The 21,274-nt window shown below is 54.0% G+C and carries 21 protein-coding genes; 11 read left to right on the top strand and 10 right to left on the bottom strand.

The features are described 5' to 3' along the window. Window positions 1-145: 145 nt before the first annotated feature. The 3 genes from DPRO_RS14675 (at window position 146) to DPRO_RS14665 (ending at window position 1,679) form a co-directional block, all read left to right on the top strand. Window positions 146-388, top strand: a complete 243-nt coding sequence (locus DPRO_RS14675; RefSeq protein WP_097012733.1) for a hypothetical protein — start codon at window positions 146-148, stop codon at window positions 386-388. A gap of 167 nt (window positions 389-555) precedes the next feature. Next, on the top strand, window positions 556-948 hold the full coding sequence (locus tag DPRO_RS14670) for a response regulator (protein WP_097012732.1): 393 nt from the start codon (window positions 556-558) through the stop codon (window positions 946-948). A 182-nt stretch (window positions 949-1,130) separates the two neighbouring features. Then, the gene (locus DPRO_RS14665) at window positions 1,131-1,679 is read left to right on the top strand and encodes a peptidylprolyl isomerase (RefSeq protein ID WP_097012731.1); all 549 of its coding nucleotides are present in this window, start codon (window positions 1,131-1,133) and stop codon (window positions 1,677-1,679) included. A gap of 66 nt (window positions 1,680-1,745) precedes the next feature. Here the strand turns inward: DPRO_RS14665 and DPRO_RS14660 are convergent, their stop codons facing one another. The 5 genes from DPRO_RS14660 to DPRO_RS14640 all read right to left on the bottom strand — a co-directional run bounded on the left by DPRO_RS14660 (window position 1,746) and on the right by DPRO_RS14640 (window position 8,435). Then, window positions 1,746-3,575, bottom strand: a complete 1,830-nt coding sequence (locus tag DPRO_RS14660) for an AMP-binding protein (protein ID WP_232005611.1) — start codon at window positions 3,573-3,575, stop codon at window positions 1,746-1,748. 67 nt (window positions 3,576-3,642) lie between these two features. Then, on the bottom strand, window positions 3,643-6,585 hold the full coding sequence (locus DPRO_RS14655) for a response regulator (protein ID WP_232005610.1): 2,943 nt from the start codon (window positions 6,583-6,585) through the stop codon (window positions 3,643-3,645). A 123-nt stretch (window positions 6,586-6,708) separates the two neighbouring features. After that, window positions 6,709-7,401, bottom strand: a complete 693-nt coding sequence (locus DPRO_RS14650; RefSeq protein WP_097012729.1) for an aspartate/glutamate racemase family protein — start codon at window positions 7,399-7,401, stop codon at window positions 6,709-6,711. A 12-nt stretch (window positions 7,402-7,413) separates the two neighbouring features. After that, on the bottom strand, window positions 7,414-7,740 hold the full coding sequence (locus DPRO_RS14645) for an AzlD domain-containing protein (protein ID WP_097012728.1): 327 nt from the start codon (window positions 7,738-7,740) through the stop codon (window positions 7,414-7,416). Continuing rightward, window positions 7,725-8,435 (bottom strand): AzlC family ABC transporter permease, encoded by a 711-nt coding sequence (locus DPRO_RS14640; protein ID WP_232005609.1) that lies wholly within the window; start codon window positions 8,433-8,435, stop codon window positions 7,725-7,727. Before DPRO_RS14640 ends, DPRO_RS14645 begins: the two co-directional genes overlap by 16 nt. Before the next feature lie 120 nt (window positions 8,436-8,555). Between DPRO_RS14640 and DPRO_RS14635 the strand changes: the two genes are divergently transcribed. The 5 genes from DPRO_RS14635 to hgcB all read left to right on the top strand — a co-directional run bounded on the left by DPRO_RS14635 (window position 8,556) and on the right by hgcB (window position 12,882). Beyond that, window positions 8,556-9,998, top strand: a complete 1,443-nt coding sequence (locus tag DPRO_RS14635; RefSeq protein ID WP_097012726.1) for an aminotransferase-like domain-containing protein — start codon at window positions 8,556-8,558, stop codon at window positions 9,996-9,998. An 80-nt stretch (window positions 9,999-10,078) separates the two neighbouring features. Continuing rightward, a complete protein-coding gene (gene rarD / locus DPRO_RS14630; RefSeq protein ID WP_097012725.1) occupies window positions 10,079-10,990 on the top strand; it encodes an EamA family transporter RarD in 912 nt (303 codons plus the stop codon). A gap of 88 nt (window positions 10,991-11,078) precedes the next feature. Then, complete coding sequence (locus DPRO_RS14625; protein ID WP_097012724.1) at window positions 11,079-11,387, top strand: ArsR/SmtB family transcription factor; 309 nt, start codon at window positions 11,079-11,081, stop codon at window positions 11,385-11,387. After that, window positions 11,374-12,585, top strand: coding sequence for a mercury methylation corrinoid protein HgcA (hgcA, locus tag DPRO_RS14615; RefSeq protein ID WP_264175420.1), 1,212 nt, complete (start codon window positions 11,374-11,376; stop codon window positions 12,583-12,585). Before DPRO_RS14625 ends, hgcA begins: the two co-directional genes overlap by 14 nt. Before the next feature lie 9 nt (window positions 12,586-12,594). Further along, window positions 12,595-12,882, top strand: coding sequence for a mercury methylation ferredoxin HgcB (gene hgcB / locus DPRO_RS14610; RefSeq protein ID WP_097012721.1), 288 nt, complete (start codon window positions 12,595-12,597; stop codon window positions 12,880-12,882). A gap of 1 nt (window position 12,883) precedes the next feature. On the opposite strand, the gene DPRO_RS14605 is transcribed toward hgcB, so the two are convergent. From DPRO_RS14605 to DPRO_RS14595, 3 genes are all read right to left on the bottom strand, one after another. After that, a complete protein-coding gene (locus DPRO_RS14605; RefSeq protein ID WP_162291182.1) occupies window positions 12,884-13,951 on the bottom strand; it encodes a (Fe-S)-binding protein in 1,068 nt (355 codons plus the stop codon). A 149-nt stretch (window positions 13,952-14,100) separates the two neighbouring features. After that, window positions 14,101-14,481 carry a pancreas/duodenum homeobox protein 1 gene (locus DPRO_RS14600; RefSeq protein WP_097012719.1) on the bottom strand — a complete coding sequence of 127 codons (381 nt, stop codon included), beginning with the start codon at window positions 14,479-14,481 and terminating at the stop codon, window positions 14,101-14,103. A 107-nt stretch (window positions 14,482-14,588) separates the two neighbouring features. Further along, window positions 14,589-15,878: a DUF401 family protein gene (locus tag DPRO_RS14595; protein WP_097012718.1), complete on the bottom strand. Its 1,290-nt coding sequence runs from the start codon at window positions 15,876-15,878 to the stop codon at window positions 14,589-14,591. Window positions 15,879-15,983: 105 nt separating this feature from the next. Between DPRO_RS14595 and DPRO_RS14590 the strand changes: the two genes are divergently transcribed. Together DPRO_RS14590 and DPRO_RS14585 are read left to right on the top strand one after the other, a co-directional pair. Continuing rightward, on the top strand, window positions 15,984-17,051 hold the full coding sequence (locus tag DPRO_RS14590; RefSeq protein ID WP_097010253.1) for an IS5 family transposase: 1,068 nt from the start codon (window positions 15,984-15,986) through the stop codon (window positions 17,049-17,051). Between the two features lie 254 nt (window positions 17,052-17,305). Beyond that, window positions 17,306-17,782, top strand: coding sequence for a hypothetical protein (locus DPRO_RS14585; RefSeq protein WP_097012717.1), 477 nt, complete (start codon window positions 17,306-17,308; stop codon window positions 17,780-17,782). A gap of 84 nt (window positions 17,783-17,866) precedes the next feature. Here the strand turns inward: DPRO_RS14585 and DPRO_RS14580 are convergent, their stop codons facing one another. Then, the gene (locus DPRO_RS14580) at window positions 17,867-18,901 is read right to left on the bottom strand and encodes a TIGR00341 family protein (protein WP_097012716.1); all 1,035 of its coding nucleotides are present in this window, start codon (window positions 18,899-18,901) and stop codon (window positions 17,867-17,869) included. A 126-nt stretch (window positions 18,902-19,027) separates the two neighbouring features. After that, window positions 19,028-20,287, bottom strand: coding sequence for a glutamate-5-semialdehyde dehydrogenase (locus DPRO_RS14575; protein ID WP_097012715.1), 1,260 nt, complete (start codon window positions 20,285-20,287; stop codon window positions 19,028-19,030). A gap of 332 nt (window positions 20,288-20,619) precedes the next feature. Between DPRO_RS14575 and DPRO_RS14570 the strand changes: the two genes are divergently transcribed. Continuing rightward, window positions 20,620-21,273, top strand: coding sequence for a tetratricopeptide repeat protein (locus DPRO_RS14570; protein WP_097012714.1), 654 nt, complete (start codon window positions 20,620-20,622; stop codon window positions 21,271-21,273). Window position 21,274: the final 1 nt, after the last annotated feature.

The following is a 21,274-nucleotide window of genomic DNA, read 5'->3' as shown; positions in this document are numbered from 1 at the left end:
ATCTCCTGAAAAACACTCTTACATCACTTGGCGCACGTTAACCACCCCCTATTCCGGTTCCTGTGAATTATCCTGTCACTTTTCCTTATAAGGGTGTATGGGGAAGATGCGGCAATGTCCTACCAAGGAACAAAGGAGGCGCACTATGTCTACGTTTAAGGAAACCGACCTGCCGATCGACGTACAGCATGGTCAGATGGTTCAACTCGACGATGGAACCACCATTCGATTCGAGTCCAATGGAGAAGCCAAAGATGTCATGATCAATGACGGATTCCAACCAGCGGTGACGTTATTCCCCGGCAATGATTTCTCGGTGGAAGCCAGCGGCTCCACCTACATCATTACCTGTGAATTTGGTGATTGCATGCATATCAAGAAGAAATAACCCCAACAGCTCAAGCCCGTCAGTCCCCGGACCAGACGGGCTTGGGTCATTGAACATATAACCTGCGATCCCTTTACATTTGAAAAAAATGGGATAGGATATAGCAAACCACATTGGCCTGAAATTCGTATTCACCATTCGACACAGGACCTAGCAGGGAGTTGGTCATGAAAAAAATTCTCATAGCCGAAGATGACAGGATATCGCAAAAGCTGGCGGCTAAAATCATTGAGGACATGGGGCATATGCCGTTTGTCAGCCCCAACGGAGAGCACGCGTACGAGGCCTTGATGAACAACAGCGACTTTGACCTGCTCATCACTGATATCATGATGCCGAAAATGGATGGTCAACAATTGATCAAAACATTACGCGGCGACCAGCAGTTCATGACATTTCCCATCATCATCATGTCAGCGGTAGTCGGCGTGAGTGATATATCCAACCTGCTTGAACTCGGAGCCTCCCTCTTCCTTCCCAAACCCTTGGAAAAGGATGAAGTGGTGGATTACGTCAACCGATGTATCAGTAAACAGAACTGCCATTACGTACAAAAGTAATGCCTCTATCACGGCTCCACTGACTTCAGTCACTACACAGTACGCACCCTCAAGGCCGAGTCTTGAGCGGTTGAGGCATGCCAACTCTCCCCCCTTGCGCATGACGAGATTTCCCCGTAAATCAGTGCGTTCAACGGACGTATCACTCGTTGAACGCACAACCAACAACAAGAGAGAACATCATGCGTCATTTCATCAAAAAACTCATTCTGGCCTCCTTGCTCGCCGTCTGCATTATCGCCCCGGCCAATGCGGCCGACCCGGAAAACACCCTGTACCTCGATCTCGAAGACGGCCGTGTCGTCATCGAGATGCAGCCTGAACTCGCTCCGCAGCACGTGAAACGGATCAAGGAACTGGTTCGCCTGAAATTTTACGACGGCATCGTTTTCCATCGCGTGATCGACGGCTTCATGGCGCAGACAGGCGATCCCACCGGAACAGGTCGTGGCGGCTCCGGTCAAAATCTGCCGGCGGAATTCACCGACGCCCCGTTTGAGCGCGGCACTGTCGGCATGGCCCGCGCCCAATCCCCGGATAGCGCAGACTCGCAATTTTTCATCTGCTTTGCGCCAGCACCCTTTCTCAACGGTCAGTACACTGTTTGGGGACAGGTGGTCAGCGGCATGGAGTATGTAGACATGATCAAGAAAGGAAGCGGCCGCAATGGCATCGTTTCCAATCCTGACAAGATTGTTCGCATGCAGATCGCTGCCGATGTCGCGCAATAGCCGGACTCATTATCAAAAAAAAAGGGCGCATCCTAAATGGATGCGCCCTTTTTTTGCGGTAACGTATTATTTTTCCAGATAGATAAATCGCTTGATCTTCTGGGTAGGCGTCTTCTCAAACGGCTCGCTCTGTTCCTTGACGCGGGCAAGGCGTGCAAAGGAAGAGACCTTGGAATTCACATCCTTTCGGACATCCTCCAGAATACCTGCGACCTTTTCGCGCACATCGGATTCGATCAACTTGCTGACGTCGAACACTTCATCCAGCGCGTCGTAGTTCAGGTGGATACGGGCCACGAGTTTACCATCGGATTCGTACACCAATGACTCCATGACAAAATCATGGGTATTGATGATGGATTCCACCTCTTCAGGGTAGATATTCTCTCCACTGGGACCGATGATGACATTTTTCAGACGGCCCTTGATGAAAACATATCCGTCCTCGTCAATGATGCCGAGATCACCGGTAAGCAACCATCCGTCTTCGGTGAAGGTCTTCTCGGTATCCTTGGGCGCCTTGTAGTACTCGCGCATCACATTGGGGCCCTTGGCGATGATTTCACCTTCGCCGGTTGCCGGATCGGCGTCGAGAATGCGCAGTTCAACTCCCGGCAATTGAGGACCGATTCCACGAAGGCGCTGCCGCCCGGGACGCGTTCCAGCCAGGAGCGGTGATGTTTCGGTCATGCCATACCCGATGGCATAGGGGAACTTGGCATCAGAAAGGAATTTCTCCACTTCAGCAGCCAGTGCCGCGCCGCCGATACACATGCAGCGCAGTTCTCCACCAAAAGCCTCTACGAGCTTTTTACCTGCAATTTCGGACACCTTGCGACGGGCGACTCCGATTTTAAGCAGACTACCCACCACGCCCTTGCGATTGAGCTTGGGCTTGATGCGTTTTTTGTAAATTTTCTCAATGATCAGCGGCACGACGTTCATCACCGTGGGCTTGACCTTCTGCATGGCCGGGAGCAACGTCTTGGGAGTCGGCGGCTTTTGCAGATAGTAGACGGATGCACCACAGTAGACCGGCACGATGAGTCCGACAGTACACTCGTAAGTATGGGCCATGGGCAGCACGGAAAGGAAACGGTCGGTTTCAAAAACCGGGATGGTCTTGATGCCGGCGACAGTGTTTGACACCAGATTGCGGTGGGTCAGAACGACACCTTTCGAGTGTCCTGTCGTGCCTGAAGTGTAAAGGATGGCCGCCACGCTGTCCGGCGTCAGGTCAAAGGCCTTGCCTGTTTTGCGGTCAATGAGATTACGTGCTTTTTCGCTCAGTTCATCGAGCTTCTCACGAGCTGAATCAACGGCCTCGGACACCTTTTTCAAGGTTTCCTCATCCGTCCGGCGGTCGAACATTTTTCTGGCCTGGGAGCTGAGGACTTCGAGCTTTTCCCTCGCCACTTCAACAGCTTCGGTAAAGCTCGTGGACTGCGGTTCTTCCTCCGGCTCCACCTCTTCCTCGTCATTGACGATGGAGAGGTCGTCCATACAGATGACCGTCTTGAGGGAAACAAAGTTGTCCCCTTCGACCTTATGGATGTAGCGATTGGACGCCACAACCACCTTGGCCTCCGAGTGCCGCAGTATGTGATGGACTGCACTGGAGTGAAATTCCTGCAGAATGGGAACAGCAATTGCGCCCATGGATGTCACGGCAAAATACGTGATGGCCCAGTTGGGCATGTTTTCACTGATGATCGCGACTTTGTCCTTGGGTCCCACACCGCAACTGGCCAGCAAAGCACACAGCTCGCCAACTTTCTCATAAAACTGAGTATATGTAATCGGCTCGCCACCAACGAAACCAAGAGCCACCCTGTCTCCATGGCGCTCCACAGTCGCTTCCAGCAAGCTCTTAAGAGTCATGTCCTGATCGTTCACACGGTCCTCCAAATTGTACTACGCACAAAAAAGTGCGCAAACAGCCATATCATGTCAGGCCATGGGGTCAAGTATTGGATTTTCGTCGCCATATGCCGGGAGATATTTGAGCGAGGCTTCCGGCCAGATCGGTGAACTCCACCGGTTTGGCAAGATAATCGTCCATTCCGGCTTCCATGAACTTGTCCCGGTCGCCTTTCATGGCGTGCGCGGTCAATGCAATGATGGGCACTTGCGACTTCTCTCCAAGTGACGAATCCGTGCGAATTTTACGAGTGGCCGTCAATCCGTCCATGTTCGGCATTTGCACATCCATGAGCACGACATCGATATCCTGCCACGGAAGTATTTCAAGAGCCTGCAATCCATCATGGGCCTCGATAACTGTATGTCCCATCTTTTCCAGATGCTTGCGCATGGACAAGCGGTTCACCCGTTCATCCTCGACCAGCAGGATATTCATGGTGGGAATTTTCACCGACATGGGAACAGCATTTTCCGAAGCAAGCAGAACTTCAGGACTCTTGTGGACCCGAACAAAAAAGTGGATTTTCGTCCCGTTTTCGTCACTCTCAACGGCAATCTCACCACCCATGAGATTGACCAGCCGCTTGACGATACTCAACCCGAGCCCGGTCCCGCCATAATTTCGGGTATACGACCCATCCGCCTGTGAAAACGCGTTGAAAAGGGAATCGATCATATCGTCGGCAATACCTATCCCGGTGTCAGCCACCGTAACAAACAGGCGCATCGCGTCCTTCCCCTCTTCCGGGGGAAGCGACCATGACTCTACCGAGACAGAACCTTGATGAGTGAATTTGACACCGTTACCGACCAGATTGAACAAAATCTGCCGCAACCGTGCCTCATCTCCTCGGATAACCGCTGGGACGCTGTCATCAACATCAATATTCAATGACAATTTCTTTTCCGCGGCCTGTACCTTGAAATTGTCGAGAACGTTCCCAAGCATTCTACGGAAATCAAAGGGCGATGCCTCCAGTGACAACATACCGGCTTCCATCTTGGAAAAATCGAGAACATCATTGATGATACGCAGCAATCCACGGCCCGAGAGAAGCGCTGTTTCAATGTATTCCTTCTGCTCAACCGTCAATTCGGTTTCCTCGACCAACTGCAGCATGCCGAAGATACCATTGAGGGGCGTTCTGATCTCATGGCTCATGTTGGCAAGGAACTCACTCTTGGCGCGGTTGGCCGATTCAGCCACTTCCTTTGCTTCAAGAATCTGCTCGCCAAAAAGCTTGCGTTCCTCTTCCACTCGAATGGCAGAGGTCAGGATTCCAAACAGTTTTTCATCGCTTTCCTGCAGCGCGTAGCTATTCTTGAAAACAACGCTCAGGATACCGGCAACACGCCCGTTCGCCATGACCAACTGCCCGATGTATGTTTGCAATCCCAGTTCGGGAACGCTCGGATCGGTTCTGGAATATGACGTGTCCGGCAGATCGGTAATGCGAATCAACCCTTGCTGCCCTCGGCCGAGCAGGTCGACGGAAATATGACCTGGCCCGACAACCTTTTTTTGCAGGCTGGCCGGAACATTCCATGACCGCAGGAGCGACAACTGTCCCTGCCGTACCCGGAGGTAATATGCGGCATCACCGCCCATTTCCTCTCCGGCAAGCTTCATGAGACTTTCGATGTTCTTATCCGGATCGGGACCAAGGGCAAGGACGCATTCGTTGATGTTGGCCAGTCGATTGGCACTGCGGATTCGATCAGTGATATCGACCACTGTCACCAGGTATTTTTTTACATCCTGAACATACAACCGGCTGACGAACAGTTCCACATCCCGCACTTCACCGCTGCGAAGCCGGTGCCTGGAGATGACCTGACTGCTCCCCTGCTCAATTTCCCTGACAACCCGCTCCCTTGTTACTTCATCGGCTATGCTGATACTTCGGATGTCTTTCTTGAGCAGTTCCTCATTGCTGTAACCATAGAAAATCTCTGCTGCCGGATTCATTTCAACAATTGTCAAATCATTCGCATCAATGAGGAATTGCGGAAACTTGTTATCCGTGAACATGGCACGGTGACGCTCAAGACTTTCCCAGAGAGCGATCTGTGCCCGCTTGCGGACTTCGGTCTCTTCCTCCAGCTCAACCTTTCGCTGTTTGGCTTCCGATGTAGAGGAGGAAAGTCGGCGAAACACCCAGATGCCGAGGCCTATCTGTGTCAGGATGAAGAAGAAGACGCCTGTCCAGAAAACAGGAGATCGCCAGAGTAACGAATGTCCTTCAACGGGCGACAGCCATTTTTTGAGGGCGATGTGGTAGGCGGAAGAAGGGTCGCTCTTCAGGGTTCCCAGTGCTGCATCCAACTCGCCAAGGAGTTTTGCAGAACGCTGAGGCGCGACTGCCATTCGCAAACTGACAGGGTCAAAGTGAATCTCGGTCTTCACGACCCCGAACGATGCGGAATAACGGGTTCCGTAGAGTCTGCTCAGGATACCGGCCGCAAGATCGCCCGATTCTATTTTTTGCAGTATTTCATTATAGCTGGAAAATTGAACAAGGGTGTAGCTGATGTTCTGGCGGTTAGCCATGGTTTTCAGGGCTTCGGTGTACCTGTTATCCTGTGGCACACCTATGCGCAGTCCCCCCAGTTCGTGCAGATTGGAGATGTGGCGGTCGTGTGTGTAAATGGTTCCCCAGTCCTCTATCAGGGAATTGCCGGTAAAATGAACCGACTCCATCAGCGTGTACTCGAAAGGAATGGAGAGGAAAATGTCGACTTCGCCCCTGTGAAGGCGCTTGAGTCCGTTCTGGGCAGTCCCGGGAACATAGGAAACGTGCCACCCCTTTTCCTGAGCGATGGCATTCATGACATCAATGGCAAACCCTTTTTCAACGCCATCTTCCATGAATGCCAACGGCTCTTCAGGGACAAATCCCACACGCAGTTCAACGGCGCAGGCTTGTTGCCCCCCAAAGAACAACAATACCCACATGCACAACCAGATTGAAAAGCGTTTCAAAGCAGAATCTCCTTGAAGCCCGCACGTTAATCGACAATAAAATGCAAAGCAGGAGATCACATTAGACTAAAAATAACAAGTCATCCATTATTCTTTGTATAAACAGAGAGTTGAAACGGTGATTTAGGAGGAAACAGCACGCCCGACAGCCTGCTGTGCATGGATGACACAAGTATCCAGCAAAGTGACGGAGGTATCATCCTGATTGACCAGCAACCCTATTTCCGTGCATCCGAGTATTGCAGCATCTGCCCCATTGGAGGCTAATTCATCAATTATACGCAGAAATTCCTTACGCGAATCCCGGGTAAACCGCCCTTTGCACAGCTCATCAAAAATGACGGCATCAATGAAGGATCGGTCCTGCTCTGAGGGGACGACCACCTCCATGCCGTGTTCGGTCAGGCGATCAATGTAGAATCGCTCTTCCATGGTGAAGCGGGTACCAAGCAGTCCAAGGGTACGCGCTCCTTTCTTACGCGCCACTTCAGCCGTTGCATCCGCAATATGAAGCAAGGGAATATCTACAGCCGCCGCCACGGTCGGAGCGACCATGTGCATGGTGTTGGTGCCAATCACCAGCAAGTCGGCTCCGCCCTGTTCCAGAACCTGTGCCGCTCGGGCCAGACGTTCACCGATGCCTTCCCAATCGCCTGCCAGCATCTGTTTCCGAAAGGGAGCAAAATCCACACTATTCATGAGAATTTTGGCTGAGTGCAATCCACCCAGATGCTGCTGAACAGCCTCGTTCATTACCCGATAGTAATGTGCCGAAGATTCCCAACTCATGCCACCCAGCAATCCGATTGTTTTCATATCAATCTCCCATTATCCCAGGAAGTAACGACCGGCGGCAACCAATCCCATGCCAAGGGCGACGGTGCCGAAAAACGACTTGGTGCGCCAGGCAAGGATAAAGGCAGGAATGGCGGCCCACAGGAAATAGTTTTCCACGGAAAAATCAAAAGACGTGTCCTTGAGGAGCAGTGACGGCACCAGCATGGCGGACAAAACCGCTGTCGGAACATACGAAAGCCAGCGGATCAGCGGCTCGGGCAACGTGCGGGAGGCAAGGGCCAGCACAGGCACAAACCGGGGGATATACGTCACCAGCGTCATGCCGACGATGGTCAACAATACTATTTGTTCTTCCATGTCTCCACTCCTGCTCCAAAGGTTGCGCCAAGAACGGTGGCAAGAATGACGCTCCACTGATCCGCTCCCATCTGAATGAGGGCAATGGCGGCCAGACCCGAGAAACCAGCCACAAACACATGCAGTCCATTCTTGATCTGCATGGCAAGCAACGCGATGAACATGGCCGGAAGCGCGTAATCAATACCCAGCGGCTTGATGTCCGGTATGGCTGATCCGGTCATGAATCCAAGCCAGGAAGCGATCACCCACGAGGCGTGGGCAAAACAGTTGATACATATGGAAACGGTACGGGACCTATCTCCCTTGGCAAAACGGACAGAGTGAATTGCAAAGGATTCATCAGTAATCTCGTAGCTGAACAGAAGCAACTGCCACTTGCGCCACCCTTTCAGATTGGGAGCCAGGGACGCGCTCATTAACAGGTGCCGAAGATTGACCACAAAAGTTGTGGCAACAATGGACAGGGGCGGCAGGCCGGCAGCAAACATGGCTACTGCGATCAACTGCGCCGACCCCGCATAGACCATCAACGACATGAGCACTGTCGCGGTCATGCTCAGGCCGGTCTTGTGCGCCAGTACGCCAAAGGCTGCTCCCACAGGCAGGTACCCCATGACGATGGGTGCCACCTGTTTCAGGGCCGAGACCACCGGTGTCTGCCCGGGAGTCTCTGAAATAGTTTCCGAATGCAAAACGTCTCTCTCCTTCATCCGTTGTTTTTCTCTCATCAGTCCCTTGCAGTAAAGCCGAAAAACTGCCACCAGTACAGATACAAAACAATTTGAATTTGTACGTAACAGTTTGGAGAGACCATGACAGAACAAGCGGTTGCAAACGATCAGTTCCGATATCAGGCAGTGGAACGACACATCCTGTCCATGATAGACAAAGGAGCCCTCGGCCTTGGCGATAAGCTACCGTCGCTGCGGACCATGAGCACCAACCTCGGTATGTCCATCTCCACTGTGAATCAGGCCTACGTCGAGCTGGAGCGCAAGGGCGTGGTGGAAGCGCGCCCCCGCTCGGGTTTCTATGTTCAGCGCCGCTCCATACGCCTACCCAAAACAGAAAGCGCTGCCGCCCCCATGGATGCACCACGGCCGGTCACGCGTAGCGGCCTGATCCAGACGGTCCTCGAATCCGTTGGGCGGGACGATGCCGTGGAATTGTGCGTCATTGCACCGGGCGCGGAACTGCTGCCGCTCAAGGAACTGGGCAAGATCACCGCGTCCATGATCCGCGAGCACCCGGAACGGGCATTGGGGTACGCCCCCATTCCGGGCGACCCGGAACTGATCCGGCAGATCGCCTTCCACTCCATGGAGCACGGTATCCCGGTCCAGCCGGACGATCCCATCATCACCGCCGGATGCATGGAATCACTCAATCTCGCCCTCCGCTCCGTGTGCCGCCGGGGAAATACGGTCCTGATCCAAGGGCCGACCTATTACTGTTTCCTGCAGCTACTCGAAACACTGGGCCTGCGCGCCATTGAAATCCCGTCCAATCCCGAAGGCGGTGTTTCGCCGGATGATCTGGCCCATGCTCTCAAGACCTTTGACATTTCTGCCTGCATTCTGGCGCCTAATTTCAACAACCCGGACTCCAGCCTCACGCCCGACGATGCAAAGGAAGAGATTGTATCGCTCCTCGCTCGTCGTGACATACCGCTCATAGAAGATGATGTGTCCACGGACCTGCACTTCACCCCGAAGCGTCCGGGTACCTTCAAGCAGTTCGATCGCAAGGGGCTGGTGATGCTCTGCTCCTCTTTTTCCAAAACACTGGCCCCGGGCTACCGCGTGGGCTGGCTGCTGCCGGGACGGTTCCGCGACAAGGTGCTTGAGATGAAGGCAACCACCAATGTCTCCACATCCGCTCCCGCACAAATGGCCATCGGCGAATACCTGCGGCAGGGGCGCATGGCCCGACACCTCAAGCGGTTGCGATTACAACTGGAGAAGCAGATGGACACCATGCAATTCCATCTGGAGCGTCATTTCCCCAAAGGCACACGGGTCACCCATCCCACCGGCGGCATGGTCCTGTGGCTTGAGTTGCCGGGTGATGTGGACACGGTGGAGTTGTTTTTTCAGGCCCGTTCACGCTCCATCGGCATTGCCCCGGGAGCCATCTTTTCCACCCAGGACAAGTTCAGCAATTACATCCGCCTCAGTTGCGGCACCCCTTGGTCGCAGCGGCTGGACGAGGGCATTCGCCAACTGGGAACCATGGCCGCTGCAATGGGACGATGACCGCATAAAAAGGGCTTTACCACCAAACACTTCGGGCGTACTGTCCGCATCTTCCACCAACCGATGCACCGAGGAATGACATGGACAATCGCCCCGACGCCGAAAAAACAGCCGGTTTCCTGGCCGCGCTCAGCGCCTTTCTCATGTGGGGGCTACTCCCACTGTACTGGAAGGCAGTCCAGTCCGTGGACTCCATGGAAATCCTGTGTCACCGCATTGTCTGGTCGTTGGTATTTATCGGGATCATCCTGACATTCAAGGCACGTTGGCGTGAAACACTGGCCCCCCTGCGCTCTCCTCGAAACCTCGGCATACTCGCGCTCAGCTCCATCTGCATCGGGATCAACTGGCTGATCTACATCTGGGCGGTCAATGCCAATCATGTTCTGGCAACCAGCCTTGGCTATTACATAAATCCATTGGTCAACGTGCTGTTCGGGTTCCTCTTTTTCAAGGAACGCCTGAATCGAATGCAAGGTATCGCCATCGGACTGGCCGCGCTCGGAGTGATCAATTCCGTCATCAATTACGGGGCACTGCCCTGGATATCCCTGACACTGGCCGTCAGCTTCGCCTGCTACGGGGTATTGAGAAAAATAGCTGCCGTTGAATCGCTGCCCGGCCTGTTTCTGGAAACATCCGTCCTCACTCCTGTGGCCCTGCTGTATCTGGGCTACCTCAACAGTCAGGGTGTCGGCGCCTTTCCCGGAGCCGAAACGCACATCAACCTGCTGCTCATCGGCGCCGGTGCCGCCACGGCCATGCCGCTCATCGGATTTGCCTACGGCGCCCGACGGCTCCAGCTCACCACGCTGGGGATCTTACAATATCTGGGCCCGAGCATCGCCTTTCTTCTGGGCGTTTTCGTCTTCGGAGAGCCGTTCGGCACCAGCCAGTTCATTACCTTTTGCTTCATATGGGGTGGGCTTGCCGTCTACACATTCGACTCCATCCGCAACTTGCGTCGCCAACGGCGCATAGCCAGACAGTAGTCTTTTCGTTGTCATACTCAGGGCATTGACACCGCCTGCATCATCGCCTATCGTCGATTAACGATTTAACAGGAACCCAAGGATTACCATGCTTGAGGACAAACAAATTGCCGCTATCTGCAAAGCGCTGGGGCATCCGGCCCGCATTCAGATTTTGCGGCATCTGATGGAAGAAGATCGCTGCATCTGCGGCAAGATAGTGACCGTCCTGTCCCTGGCCCAATCCACAGTCAGTCAGCATCTGAAAATATTGAAAGAAGCCGGACTGGTTCAAGGAGAAGTGGAAGGACCGAGGACCTGTTATTGTATCAATAGAGAGACACTTGCAGCTTTTAATACAACCATGAACGCCTTTGCCGCGACCGGCCTTGTGGAGATCCTCGATGAAACTGGATAAAGGAATGGCTGACGAATGTTGTCAGCCTGACATGCAGCCCGGATTACAACCGCCTTTCCCAATGGCTCCATTGGAGCCACAACCATGCGAAGAAATCGACGACGCTCCCTGTTGAGGCCCCAAGCCTGATCCCCGTGCCGGGATCCATGAAAAGCCGGGCTACCGCATCGAGCCGTTTGTCGAAGAATTTCTCTCCACACCAATTGGAGCCGTTCCCCGCGTCGCAACACAGCTTTCCTTTCGCGATCATATGGGAACTCTTTCCGTTCGATTCGGCCAGTCACGCTACGATTACAAGGTGACACCGGGACTGTACTGCGTCGGAACACCGACCAGCCAATCCCCGGTCATCGTCACCGGCAACTACAAGTTGACCTTTGATGTGGTTCGCAGAGGACTGGACGGTACGGATGCATGGGTGCTCGTCACCGATACCCGCGGCATCAACATCTGGTGCGCGGCAGGCAAAGGCCTGTTCTCCACTCAGGAAGTGGTCCGCAGCGTCCGTGACTCCCGACTTGCAGAGGTCGTGCAGCACCGCGACATGATACTCCCGCAGCTTGGCTCCACAGGTGTAGCAGCCCACACGGTCAAAAAAGAATGTGGATTCCGCGTTCACTACGGCCCGGTTCGGGCGGATGACCTTCCGGCTTATATCGAAAACAATCTCGTGGCTGATGAAACCATGCGGTCCGTAACCTTCACTCTGAAAGAACGGGCCGAGCTGATTCCGGTCGAGTTTCACGAGTTCGGAAGAGCGCTTCTTGCCATCATTGCCATTGGATTTGTTTTGTCCGGTATCGGGCCTGATTTCTTTTCCCTTTCAGCCGCCTGGAGCCGTGGGGCGATATTTGCTTTGTCGACGCTGGCCGGAACCATTGCCGGTGTCGTGGCTCTCCCCCTGCTCCTGCCATACCTGCCTTTGCCGGCCTTTTCAGCCAAGGGAGCGTTGACGGGCGGACTGATGGCCCTGCCACTCATGGCATACGCATCGAACACCGTTGGTGCCGCAGAACTGGCAGCCATTCTGCTGTGGACTGTGGCCAGCAGTTCCTATCTGGGTATGAACTTCACCGGCTCCACCCCCTTCACATCCCCCACCGGGGTCGAGAAGGAAATGCGCCGCGCCCTGCCGTGGCAGGCGGGAGCAACCGTGGTCGGCCTGCTTATTTGGATTGCAGCACCCTTTTTCAATTAGGATAATAGCATGAAATCATTCAGATATATTCCGGATGTCGCCACACTAAAATTGAACAGGGACGAGTGCGTCGGGTGCGGCATGTGCCACGCCGTCTGTCCGCATCGGATTTTTCAGCTACGGGAAAAAAAGGCCGAGATAGTCGACCTGGACGCCTGCATAGAATGTGGTGCATGCGCCAAGAACTGCCCGACTGCGGCCATCTCGGTGAACCCGGGAGTCGGATGCGCCTCCCTGATCATGTCCATCTGGTGGCATCAACTGACAGGTAAAGAGATCAAGAACACCTGCTGCTAGGTCAGCCCACGTTGCGATTGAACCACCGCTTGAGCCTCCAGCGCTGCCAATAGGTCATTGGCGGGCGATGTGCTGATTTGCCCTCGGGATTGAACAGCACATCCAGAATGTGCGTCACATCCATGTGCTGGCCCAAGAAGCCTGTGCACCCTGCGCAGGCTGTCACCACCGGAGTGCCTTTGGTAGCCTCCACGCGTTTGGCCGTCCATGCCCGGGCAAATTCGGGACGCACGAAGCCGACCATGCCACCTTCACCGCAGCACTGCGTCAACTCACGTTCCTTCTTTATCGGCTTGAGTGTCAGGCCGGCCTTCTGTGTGAGGGTTCGGACCGCATCCTGAAATGGTGTCGCATGGCGTATGGGACAGGGATCGTGGACAATGACGTCCCCGCTCATCGCAGAGGGCTCGACATCTGTATCCGCCAGAACTTCATAGACTGACACCACATCCACACCTTCGCCATAGGTACTGAAAATCTTGTAACAATTGGGACAGGCCGTCAGTACGCGACTGACGCCACTATCCAGCAAACGCTCAAGCAATCGTGCGTAGCCTGTTTCAAAACGATCCTGCCTCCCCAGGTCATGGGACGGCTTAAGGCAACACCCCAGCGCGACTCCGATCTTTGAATCCACCTGCTGCAACGAACGGAACAGCCGACGCACTACATGCGGCCGTGTTCCCGACAAGGTGCATCCCGGAAAAAAAACGGTATCACCACCTTCCGGCATCTTGATAGTGGACAGCAAAGAACTTTCGCCAAGCGATTCGTATGTCAGAATCGGACGATAGGGTTTCAGGTCCACGATCCCGGTTTGCACCCGTTCTCGCCGCATGGACAGGAACAGCGCCTCGGGGGTCAGCTTTTCAGGGCAGACTTCCGTGCACAACCCACACAGAGAACAATGGAATGGATCAGGACATTGTGAATCAGACAACAACGATTGATGCGCGATATCACCTGGCAGGCCATATTCCTGCAGGAAACTGCACCCTATCTGACACTTGCCGCAACGAGTGCATGCGGCATCGATAACCCGAGAATACTGTGTTATGGAGTTATGCATAGTGCTGGAACAATATGCTCTCAAACTCATTCAAACAATGCCCAAATCAAGATTCGATCAACCGCACTTATTACATTGATACAATCTATAGATAAACAAAAAGGGCGTCGATACAACCGACGCCCTGATTTTGCCAAACCGTAAGAAATTTATGTCAGTTCTATCTGCAAAGGAATGACATGCAGCTTGTTTGTCATCTCACGAGTGGCCCCAAGCTTCCAGGAGCCAAGCTGCTTGCCGGTGGCATCAGCAACGGCTTCAGCCACACCCGGAATGTTGATAATCGGGTGGCGGGAAAAGACCTGGGGCAAACCGTAGGTCAGGTTGCACGCCAGACATTTTCCGGGGCGCTGAGTCAGACGAAGCTCAAAATCGAGGACATCCCCATTTGAACCGCTATAACCGACTGCAATATCATAGCTTCCTTCTTCTGCATCACCAAACAGAGCTTCAAAGAAATCGTCGGCACGGTCAGCCGGGAAAATGGATTCCAACTTTTCTTCCGTAAAAATATCAGCGTATTGGCTCATAATCGAAGCACCCTCTAGATAATTGTTTACCCATGAAAGAGCAGGGATTACAGCAAAACAGGGATTCCATCAAGCAGAACAGGTCTCAATCCGCCGCAAATGTTGCTCTACAGCCAAATCCAGAACAGTAGCGCCCCGCTCGACATAAGTACGACGCAAGGCAGAACGAGTTTTCGCCATGTCCCCATCAGATCACACCCGAAATACTGACAGGTAAGAATGAAGCAGATGTGAATGGGGGAAACCATCACACCGGTGAATCCGGCAAACGTTGCCAGAATGAGGTACGGCACGACCTGCGCATCCATGCCCATGTTGGACAGAAGCCCCAGAAGCAACGGAAAAGTAGCACCCACGAATGCGACATTGATCCCTGCCACCAACCCGACAAGAAACGGCAGGAACACGGCAGCGGCAAACAGCGCGGCACCGCCCCCGGACACACGGGCCATTTCCTCGACCACACCAGCGGCCTGCATGACATCCTTGAAAACAAAGATCGCCACGATGACGAACAGCATGGACCAGACGGATTTTCTGGTGATCACGTCCCGCAAAAACGGCATGCCGAGACTCGTATTCTGTACCATCACGCAGATCACGCCGCCGCCAAGAGCGACCACGACGCCCCACTCGAAATCCACACTCGGCACAAAGACTGAAATAAGTCCCTCCAGACCGATGGCACCGCCAATGGCAACCAGCAGCGGCAGCCCTTCCCTGAGCACGATGCGTTTTTTCCCGCCAGAGGGGATGGGCTGCGCCATGAGTTCTCCGGCACCCAACACGCCGGGCCGAAGGAAGAAAAACCACCCGGCACCGATCATAGCCAAGGTTCCCGGCCAGGTCTTGGAGATCAGTTCAATAATGGTGATATCTGCCAGCGACACCGTCAGGATGATTCCGGGGTACAGCGGCCAGCAGACCTCCCAGACATGCCGAAACCAGTAGTTTACCACTGCCCTGTCACTGTTGGAAACGCGCATTCCTTCGGAGACTGTCTTGACCATGGGTGCAGAGAAAACAGCTCCGCCCGGCATGGGGAGCATACCGATGAGGGCCGGGAAAAACACCAGCCGCAAACGAGGGCTTTGCAAATAACCGGACAAGGCGTCCATAAGACGACGAGACTGTCCTGATCGTTCCATGGCGTCGGACAGCACCAGGATCAGTCCCACGATGGCTATCAAAAACAGAAACTTCTCATGGGTCAGGGCATGCATGCCGGTGACAGCCCACGAAGGAATGGACATGCCGAACAACATCGCCAACACGAAGCCACCCCCGAGAATGGAGGGACCGATGCCAGCCCTCAGCCGAATACCGGCCAGCATGACGACAAACGCAGCCAGCACTTTGAGAAATGGTAGTAACGATTCCACGGAAAATCCTTTCATAATAAGGGAGGATGAAGACTGATCTACGCCTTTTGAAAAATAAAGCAAACAGAGACCTCTGCACGGCAAATCCCACACTTTTACTCTTTAACTATTTGATTTATTATGCTATTATTTCTCCATCCAAAGGAGGAAGGCATGGCTATTCGGCAGAAAGGACCTCGGTTGGGTGATTACTTCCTGGGGCACCGCAGAACCAAGACCACATTTCTGGATGAGATCAACGAACTCATCGACTGGCAGCCCATCAACGCCTTTCTGTGCAAGAAGATCAGGCGCAAGGCCAACGCCGTGGGCAATCCCGCCTATCCGCCTCTGGCGATGTTCAAGATTCTGCTCTTGCAGCGTTGGTACAACCTGAGTGATCCGGGCGTGGAGCAGGCGCTGCTCGACCGGCTCTCCTTTGTCAGATTTACCGGTTTTTCCATCGAGGACGACGTGCCGGACGAGACCACCATATGCCGTTTCCGTAACGGTTTGATCCGCCTGAAGGTGCTGGACTCCTTGCTCGACATGCTTAACCGCCAGCTTGAAGGACAAGGGCTTCTTGTCCGTGAGGGAGCCGTGGTGGACGCCTCGGTAGTCGAGTCGCAGCGGCGGCCGCGCAAGGTTATCGACGTGATGCCTGAGGACCGTTCCGAGGACGCCGAAGAACAGGATGGGCCGGTGGACTGCCGGGTCAGCTATTCGGATGACGAGGAGGCGGCCTGGCTCCGCAAGAGAAATCGGGCCTATTACGGCTACAAGCTCCATGCCGCGACGGACAGTCGAGACGGGTTTCTGCTCTGTGGTCACATCACTCCCGCGAACCATTCGGACACGGGCGAATTCGAGCGGCTCGTGAATGGCGTCGGCCTTGATCCCGGCGCACGGGTTTATGCGGACAAGGGCTATTGCAGCGGGAAGAACCGGGACATTCTGTTTGATCGCGATTTGGAGGACGGAACCATGGACAAGACGCCTCGTGGCGGCAGGCTGACAGACTTCGAAAAGACCCGCAACCGTGACATCAGCAGCATTCGGCAAATAGTCGAGCGGGCCTTCGGCACACTCAAACGTGGCTACGCATTCTTTCGGTCCCGATACGTGGGTCGTGAGAAGGTGGAGGGAGAGTTCCACATCCTCGCCATGGCGTTCAATTTGAAAAAAGCTGTTCGACTGGCGCGAGCCTGAAGGGAGAGGTGCGTCCAAAATCCGGCATTTCGGCCAGAAATGGCAGGAAAAGGCCGGGAATGAGCCCAAGCTGGGGTGCGGTCAGAACATCAAATTGGGTGCGGAGCGCAAGGCACGGACGCGAAAAGGGGATGCGCAGAGGTCTCAAACAAGATATCAATAGAATTACTTATACCCTTGCTGTAAAGCTGACATTGGTCTAGACTGTCTCGGCCTGAACGGATGAATATCGTAATCAATCGGAGACTTATCAGATGCCCATGGACGCCAAGCAGATTCGAGACCACATTTATCGCATCATCCTCGACAAGGTTGAAGAACAGGATGAAGGCAAACGCCAGGAAGCGCTCAATGAATTCATGGCCGTGACCGGCACCGCCGGCAATGCTTCCGAAAAGGTCGCAAGCCTCATTCCGCCCATCATGCATGACCTGTATGATAAATGGATCACCATGTTCATCGATCGACTACTGGAAACCGTTCCTACCCAGAACATCGAGTTGCTGTGCGACGGTTCAGAAAACAACAAGGGCGCTCTGGTCCTCGCTTACATCATGTTTCTCGAATCCGAACGCATGGAAAAGCAGATCGACAAGGACCTGCGGGAACATGGACTGGCTGCCTCCGGGCAGGACGATCTCGGGGATCTCGCTGCCAACTACATCCGCGCCCAGATGACTAAAATCGCGGCTCAGGCCAAAGACGACGATGAGCTTTGCGGCACCTGTTAGTATCAGCAAATAGCTATTTCAAGCCCGTTTCCCTTGGGGAAGCGGGCTTTTTTATGGCTAATAGATTGAAAGCAGCCCTGAGAGTCAGAAGGGAAGAAATGACTCCGGCCAGGCATTGGGAACTGCCGGTTGGGCGTAATGGATTATGACGCTCAACAATATGAGCAAGGCGACCCACAACGTGCCCATGCGCAGAACCAGCGTCAATGCCCGCTCCTTTTCACGACGTCTTTGCGGCTTGACGCCCTGCACCAGGAACATGCCGACTCCGGCAAGATTGAGGCAGATGACGTTGGTGAAAAACAGCAGGATGGCACCGCCTGCCTCCTCGAATTGGCCTGCTCCCACCAACAGTCCGGCAGAAGCCAGTGGCGGCAGCAGAGCCAGCGCGACCATGACACCGACAACCGACGATGGCACACCCATGGTAAACGCCAGAATACCAGCACCTCCGGAAGCAAGGGCCAGCGCAATATCCGAATAGCGTGTCTCGCACCTGTCCAGCAGTTGTTGCGATTCCATTGGTGCACCAAAGAAGTACCCGACACTCAGCGCAATGATAAAGGCGATGATCACGCCGGTGGTCAAAGTCATGGAAGCACGCAATGCCAGTTTGATATCAGCCAGCGTCGTGGCAAGCGCCAGTCCGACGTTCGGCCCAAGCAGCGGTGCCAGGACCATGGAACCGATGATCACAGCCACATTGTCGCGCATCAAGCCAATGACCGCCACGATGGATGAAAACAGGATGAGCAATAGGTAGCTGGGCGTGGTCAGCGAGGTGTCGAGTACATCACTATACAACTCCTCCCGACTGATGCGCCCCTTTTTCTCGGCTTCCCCGTTCTCATCTTCCGGGTCCAGACGCGGCAATGTCGCCTGGGCCGGATACACCACGATTCGATATTGCTCGCCAAAGGACATTTCGTTATCGAGCATGTCAATGACGTTTTCCGATTCCTGCACATCCAATACGATGCGAATGCACAGCATATCCTCATCATCCAAAGGAGATACCCAGAAGATATAATCTTCATCAGGATGATGCTTTTTCAAAGACTCCCGAATGGGCTCTTCATCTTTGCGCGGGGTGACCAGCTCGATAACTCGTAAGGGCATAGCTGTTAGCTATCACCTTTTCTCAACCAAAAGCAATAAAGCGGTTACCGGAAGGCCGCAAAGGAAGAAAAAAGCCTCGGACCAAAACGGTCCGAGGCTGTGTGAGATATATAACGGTATTTTCGGCTACTCGCGAATCTGCCCTTCGCCCAAAAGGACGAACTTGGCACTGGTCAATTCCTTGATCCCCATGGGACCGTAGGCGTGGAGCTTGGAGGTAGAAATACCGATTTCGGCACCAAGACCAAGCTGTCCACCGTCATTGAACCGCGTGGTGGCATTGGCAACAACCAGAGAAGCGTCCACTTCGCGAATAAAACGCATGCAGCGCTCATAGTTTTCGGAAAGGATCGATTCCGTGTGGTTGGAACCATGCTCGGCAATATAATCCATGGCTTCATCCATGGAGTCGACCACCTTGACGGCCATGACCAGATCAAGGAACTCAAATCCCCAGTCAAGGGGACCGGCAGCTTCGGCGTAGTCGCCAAGAAGCGGCAAGGAACGCTCGCACGCCTTGAACTTGACGCCTTTGGGACCGATGGTTTCCGCCACCTTGGGCAGCAGCTTCTCGGCGACATCCTTGTGGACAAGCAGGCACTCCAACGCATTGCAACCGCTGGGGTACTGCATCTTGGCGTTCTCGACGATGGGGACGGCCTTTTCGATATCACAGGCATCATCAGCGTAGATATGGCAAACACCCTTGTAGTGCTTGAGCACGGGCATGGTGGCCTGTTTGGTGACGGCGCGGATCAACCCTTCGCCACCGCGCGGGATGACCACGTCGATGTATTCTTCCAGCTTGAGCATTTCGGCCACTGCTTCACGGTCGGTGGTAGGCGGCACCTGAACGGCGTCCTTGGGCAGTCCGGCACGCTCAAGAGCGGCATGCATCAGTTCAGCAAGGCATTTGTTGGAGTGGAACGCTTCGGAGCCACCACGAAGGATGACAGCGTTTCCGGCCTTCAGGCAAAGAATACCCGCATCAATGGTTGCATTGGGACGGGATTCGTAGATCATGGCCACAACGCCAAGGGGCACACGCATACGGCCGACCAGCATGCCGTTGGGGCGCTTGGTCATGCCTTCGATCTCGCCCACCGGATCATCCATGGCGGCCACTTCGCGACATCCCTGAATCATGGAGTGCAGCACCTTGTCGCTTATGGTCAGACGCTGGACACGCGCCTTATCCAGTCCGCGTTCGGCGGCAGCATCAAGATCAAGCTTGTTGGCCTTGGCAATGGCGTCCTTTTCAGACTCCAGCAAATCCGCCAGAACAAGCAGGGCCTCCTGCTTTGCCTTGCCCGATGCACTGGCCAGACCACGCGCTGCTTTCCGCGCTTTTTTACCCATATTCACCATCTGTTCGCGAATATCCATACAATCTCCTTGAAATATTTGAGAATAATCAACCGAATGAAATTCTCTTCATCATGAACCAAATGTGCTAAACCGGGGCGGCCATAAAAGTCAAACCATGGCTGAACGCATTTTGTTCTCAATATGATGTGTTAAAACGCTGATTTTACGTTTTTTGTCATTTGACGACTAGGACCAATAACCAAAACGGTTGATTTTGTCGAAAACCAACCGTTTTCACAAAATAGGCTTTGACCTTTTTTACAATTTTGCTTATCTAGCCCATTGCGAAGCTGGGCCTCATTTTCCGGCCCTGCAGACCGTATATACACCTTAGGGAGGACTGTAAAAGCATGGTTGAAAATAATACTGAGCAGCAAGGCTCACACGAACAGGTTACCCCAACCCATTCGGGCCAAATGAACCCCTTTATCGAGGCTCTCGTCAAGCACCAGAAAAACATCCTGTTTGGTGCCGCAGGCCTGATAGTCGCTGCCGCCATCTATGCTGGCTTCAACACCTACAGCGAAAAAGCTGAAGGTTCAGCCACCGCCAAACTCGGCACCATTCTCATTGAGACCTCCGGAAAAGAGAAGATCGCTCAACTGGAGACACTGCTCGGCGACAGCCCTTCCAGTGTCAAGCCGGCTATCCTGATCGAACTGGCCCGGACCTCCATGATCAACGCCGATTATGACAAGGCCGTTGAATACTGGGACAAGGTCGCCGCTGAAACCGGATCAAATCTCGAATTCGTCGCCCAGCTCGGCAAGGCCAAGAGCCTGACCATGGCTGGCAAGGCAAAGGAAGCACTGGCTGTCCTGCAGGGACTGTCCGAATCCGCTCCCGAGAGCTTCACCATTCCCCTGAACCGTCAGCTCGCCGTAGCTGCCGAACAGGCACAGGATGACGCCGCTGCCCTGGCCGCATACGAGAAGCTCGCACAAGAGAACCTGCCCGACAAGCAGTTCATCGAATACAAAGTCGCTCAACTGAAGAACAAATAAC

This window comes from Pseudodesulfovibrio profundus, from assembly GCF_900217235.1.
GTDB lineage: Bacteria > Desulfobacterota > Desulfovibrionia > Desulfovibrionales > Desulfovibrionaceae > Pseudodesulfovibrio > Pseudodesulfovibrio profundus.
This window is presented reverse-complemented; position numbering and strand designations above follow the sequence as displayed.

Coding starts and splice junctions, on each gene's coding strand:
- DPRO_RS14675 (WP_097012733.1), top strand. CDS start 146: ATGTCTACGTTTAAGGAAACCGACCTGCCGATCGACGTACAGCATGGT.
- DPRO_RS14670 (WP_097012732.1), top strand. CDS start 556: ATGAAAAAAATTCTCATAGCCGAAGATGACAGGATATCGCAAAAGCTG.
- DPRO_RS14665 (WP_097012731.1), top strand. CDS start 1,131: ATGCGTCATTTCATCAAAAAACTCATTCTGGCCTCCTTGCTCGCCGTC.
- DPRO_RS14650 (WP_097012729.1), bottom strand. CDS start 7,401: ATGAAAACAATCGGATTGCTGGGTGGCATGAGTTGGGAATCTTCGGCA.
- DPRO_RS14645 (WP_097012728.1), bottom strand. CDS start 7,740: ATGGAAGAACAAATAGTATTGTTGACCATCGTCGGCATGACGCTGGTG.
- DPRO_RS14635 (WP_097012726.1), top strand. CDS start 8,556: ATGACAGAACAAGCGGTTGCAAACGATCAGTTCCGATATCAGGCAGTG.
- rarD (WP_097012725.1), top strand. CDS start 10,079: ATGGACAATCGCCCCGACGCCGAAAAAACAGCCGGTTTCCTGGCCGCG.
- DPRO_RS14625 (WP_097012724.1), top strand. CDS start 11,079: ATGCTTGAGGACAAACAAATTGCCGCTATCTGCAAAGCGCTGGGGCAT.
- hgcB (WP_097012721.1), top strand. CDS start 12,595: ATGAAATCATTCAGATATATTCCGGATGTCGCCACACTAAAATTGAAC.
- DPRO_RS14605 (WP_162291182.1), bottom strand. CDS start 13,951: ATGCATAACTCCATAACACAGTATTCTCGGGTTATCGATGCCGCATGC.
- DPRO_RS14600 (WP_097012719.1), bottom strand. CDS start 14,481: ATGAGCCAATACGCTGATATTTTTACGGAAGAAAAGTTGGAATCCATT.
- DPRO_RS14595 (WP_097012718.1), bottom strand. CDS start 15,878: ATGAAAGGATTTTCCGTGGAATCGTTACTACCATTTCTCAAAGTGCTG.
- DPRO_RS14590 (WP_097010253.1), top strand. CDS start 15,984: ATGCTATTATTTCTCCATCCAAAGGAGGAAGGCATGGCTATTCGGCAG.
- DPRO_RS14585 (WP_097012717.1), top strand. CDS start 17,306: ATGCCCATGGACGCCAAGCAGATTCGAGACCACATTTATCGCATCATC.
- DPRO_RS14580 (WP_097012716.1), bottom strand. CDS start 18,901: ATGCCCTTACGAGTTATCGAGCTGGTCACCCCGCGCAAAGATGAAGAG.
- DPRO_RS14575 (WP_097012715.1), bottom strand. CDS start 20,287: ATGGATATTCGCGAACAGATGGTGAATATGGGTAAAAAAGCGCGGAAA.
- DPRO_RS14570 (WP_097012714.1), top strand. CDS start 20,620: ATGGTTGAAAATAATACTGAGCAGCAAGGCTCACACGAACAGGTTACC.